Genomic DNA, 3,788 nt, shown 5'->3' with positions numbered 1-3,788 from the left:
GGCCAAGAACGGGGCGCGCATGTACAGCCTGTTCGCGCTGGCCAACCTCATGATCGCCAAGAGGCCGCTGCTCAGGCCTGCAGGGGTCAGTGCGCCCTGAAGGTTAAGACGAGCTCGCCAATCATTCGAAATCCACGCAAACGTGCGCTCGCCGCGGTGCAATGCATTCGCAGAGAAGCTGTCGGCTCCAGACATTGAATTGATCAGCTCATCCCTAGGGGGAATGACAGGCCGGCAACGCGGTAGTTCTGTCGGCAGTCGATGGGCATGGTGTGTGATACTGAATAGGCGGAGTGAACGGCCTTTGAGCACAAGCCCGGCGGCGTTGCATCCTGCTCTGTGCGGATGTCGCATCGGCCTCGTCGTGCGATCGTGTTGGGTCGCCGCGAGGCGACGGCTGGATTGCGCACAGGATGAGCGGCGGTGTGGGCTTGCAGCGATTCTTCTTCGCCGGGTTCAATTGCTGCGGCGCGATCAGATGGCGTGCGGCACGATGGGGCCAGCGCTCGGCGGCGTTTCGAACAAGCGCACCGTCACCGCCGAAGAGATGAAGGGGAGGAGTGCAGGATGATCACGAGCGGTTCGCAGTGGCATCGTTGGGACCCGCACATCCACGGGCCTGGCACCGTGCTGAACGACCAGTTTGGCGGCGACGATCCGTGGGCGGCGTATTTGCAAGCCATCGAGTCGTGCACGCCTCGCATCGAAGCGCTCGGCATCACCGACTACTACACCACCAACACCTACCAAGAGGTGCGCCGCCACAGGGAACAAGGGCGTCTGCCGGGCGTGAAGCTCCTGTTCCCGAACATCGAGCTTCGCCTCGACGTGGCTGCCAAGACCGGGTTCGTCAATCTCCATCTCCTCGCGAGTCCTGAAGATCCAGACCACGTGGAAGAGATCAAGCGCTTCCTGTCGCGTCTGCATTTCGGGGCGCACAGTGACCGCTACGACTGTACCGAAGTCGATCTGATCCGGCTGGGCAAGGTGTCCGATACATCGATCAAGGACGATCGCAAGGCGCTGGCATACGGTGCCACGCAGTTCAGGGTCAGCTTCGACGGGCTGCGCAACGCATTCAAGGAGAGCGCTTGGGCGAGAGACAACATCCTGATTGCGGTCGCAGGCGCGAAGGGCGACGGCACCTCGGGACTGCAGCAAGCTTCAGACAAAACGATCCGTCAGGAGATCGAAAAGTTCTCGCACATCATCTTCGCGGGCAGTCCGGCGCAGCGTGAGTTCTGGCTGGGCCTGAAGGACGTCACCGCTGAGCAGTTGCAGCATCGGTACGACGGCTGCAAGCCTTGCATCAACGGCTGCGATGCGCACGATCTTGCGACCGTCGGACGGCCTGCCGAGGACCGGTACACCTGGGTCAAAGGCGCCCTGACTTTCGATGCGCTGCGCCAGGCCTGCATCGATCCGCACGGCCGCGCCTGGGTCGGCAGCGAACCGCCCAAGGGGGCGATGCCTTCGCAGGTGATCTCGCAGGTCCGCTTCGATGACGCGTCGTGGATCACAACCAACGACATACCGTTGAACGCTGGGCTCGTCGCGATCATCGGCGCGCGCGGGTCGGGCAAGACCGCGCTGGCCGACGTGATCGCGGCCGGGTGCGGTGCGATATCGGAGAGCGCGTGGAATGAGGACGAGAACATCAGCCCATCGTTCCTCGTCCGGGCGCGTCCGCTGATCGGCGATGCACGCGCGGCATTGTCTTGGGGCGGAGGCGGTGATCCGTCGGTCTGCTGGCTCGACGGTAGGGACGCCGACGACCTTGCATATCCGCGTGCGCGATATCTGTCGCAACAGTTCGTCGAGGAGCTGTGTTCTTCCAAGGGGGCCTCGGAAGGGCTTGTACGCGAGATCGAACGAGTCATCTTCGAGGCGTACACGCAGGACGGCCAGGAGGGCGCCTACAGCTTCGAAGAGCTTCGCGATCAGCGGACGGTGCGCTATCAGCAGGCTCGCCGGCTGGAGGGGGAGGCTATCGTGGCGACCTCGGATCGCATCGCCGTGGAACTTGAGAACGAAGCGCTCGTCGAGGCCCTGGCCGGACAGGTGGCTGCGAAGGACAAGCTGATCAAGGGCTACACCGCGGACCAGTCCAAGCTCGCGATCAAGAAGGGCACCGAAGCACAGGTTCAGCGTCACACGGCACTGGCCGAAGCCGTCCTTTCCCTGAGTGCCCGGGTCAACGCCCTTGGCGCGCAGCGCCGGACATTCGTTGCGATGCAAGACGAGGTGAACAACACGCGCAACGCCAAGTCGCCCGAAATGCTGCGCGACGTGATGTCCAGGCACCATGGTAGCGGACTGGATGCAAAGCAGTGGGACGACTTTTTGCTGGTCTACAAGGGCAACGTCGACTCGGCCTTGACCGGCTACATCACCTGGGGGGACAGGGAGATCGCCAAGATCAACGGGACCGTGCCACTGCCCGGCGATCCCAAGGTCCCGCTGATTCCTTTGGATGCAGACCTCAAGCAGTCGACAATAGCGCTGCTGCGGGCCGAGATGGCGAGGCTGGAACTGTCCATCAGCGCCGACAAGGTGGTGCAGAACCAGTATGCGGCGTTGTCCAAGAAGATCACGGCCGAGAAGGCCGCGCTGCAGACACTGAAGACCCGGCTGGACAACGCGAAGGGCGCGTTCGATCGTCGCAAGGCGCTGCAGCGTGAGCGCGACGAGGCGTATGGACGTCTGTTTGCCGCGGTGATCAACGAACAGGAGGCGTTGATCGAGTTGTATGCGCCGCTGATGCAACGGCTCGATGCGATGAGCGGAACGCTGAAGCGACTCAGCGTCAAGGTCAGGCGTATCGCCGATGTCGCCCGCTGGGCCGCCGAAGGCGAGGAAGAGTTGATCGATCGCCGCAAGGCCGGCTCGTTCTACGGGATCGGTGCGCTGGAGAAGATCGCACGCGCGGAACTTCAGCCGACGTGGGAGACCGGTTCCGCACGAGACATCGAAGGCGCGATGTCCGCCTTCATCGCGGCGCACTACAAGGAGCTGCTCGCGCACGCGCCGTACGCGCCGGCCGAACAGGAGGCGTTCCGGCATTGGCTGAAGCGGTTCGCGCAGTGGCTGTTTAGCACCGACCACATTGCTGTCCAGTACGAAATCCTCTACGACGGGATCGATATCCGCAAACTCTCACCGGGAACTCGAGGCATCGTCCTGCTGCTGCTCTATCTCGCGCTCGATGACTCCGACGACCGCCCGCTGATCATCGACCAGCCCGAAGAGAACCTTGATCCGAAATCGGTGTTCGACGAACTGGTCACGTTGTTCGTCGAAGCGAAGGCCAAGCGCCAGGTGATCATGGTCACGCACAACGCGAACTTGGTCATCAATACCGATGCCGATCAGATCATCGTGGCGAACGCGAGCCCTGCAGCGGACGGCGGCTTGCCGTCCTTCAGCTACGTCGCCGGCGGGTTGGAAGATGCCGGTATCCGTAAGGTCGTGTGCGACATCCTCGAAGGCGGCGAGAAGGCGTTCACCGAACGGGCGCGTCGCCTGCGGGTGAAACTGCTGCGCTAAGGATGAGCTGATCAATTCAATGTCTGGAGCCGACAGCTTCTCTGCGAATGCATTGCACCGCGGCGAGCGCACGTTTGCGTGGATTTCGAATGATTGGCGAGCTCGTCTTAACCTTCAGGGCGCACTGACCCCTGCAGGCCTGAGCAGCGGCCTCTTGGCGATCATGAGGTTGGCCAGCGCGAACAGGCTGTACATGCGCGCCCCGTTCTTGGCCAGCCCGCGATAGCTGACCTTCTTGTGGC

At 62.6% G+C, this 3,788-nt stretch carries 1 protein-coding gene and 1 pseudogene; one reads left to right on the top strand and one right to left on the bottom strand.

Features of this window, described 5'->3' with window-relative positions; genetic code table 11:
- Nucleotides 1–567 precede the first annotated feature (567 nt).
- Entirely contained in the window at nt 568–3,546 is a 2,979-nt protein-coding gene (locus AC1D01_RS24710) for a TrlF family AAA-like ATPase (RefSeq protein WP_477871059.1), read from the top strand.
- Between the two features lie 114 nt (nt 3,547–3,660).
- Here the strand turns inward: AC1D01_RS24710 and AC1D01_RS24705 are convergent.
- Nucleotides 3,661–3,788 (bottom strand): annotated as a pseudogene (locus AC1D01_RS24705) (IS5/IS1182 family transposase); the annotation flags it as partial.

The sequence above is a fragment of the Rhizobacter sp. P3_B12 genome, from assembly GCF_056402895.1.
The sequence above is the reverse complement of the archived record's forward strand: the minus strand, read 5'-3'. Positions and strand labels throughout refer to the sequence as shown.

Bases quoted from the DNA above. Each gene is read 5' to 3' on its own strand.
- AC1D01_RS24710 (WP_477871059.1), top strand. From the start codon at position 568: ATGATCACGAGCGGTTCGCAGTGGCATCGTTGGGACCCGCACATCCAC.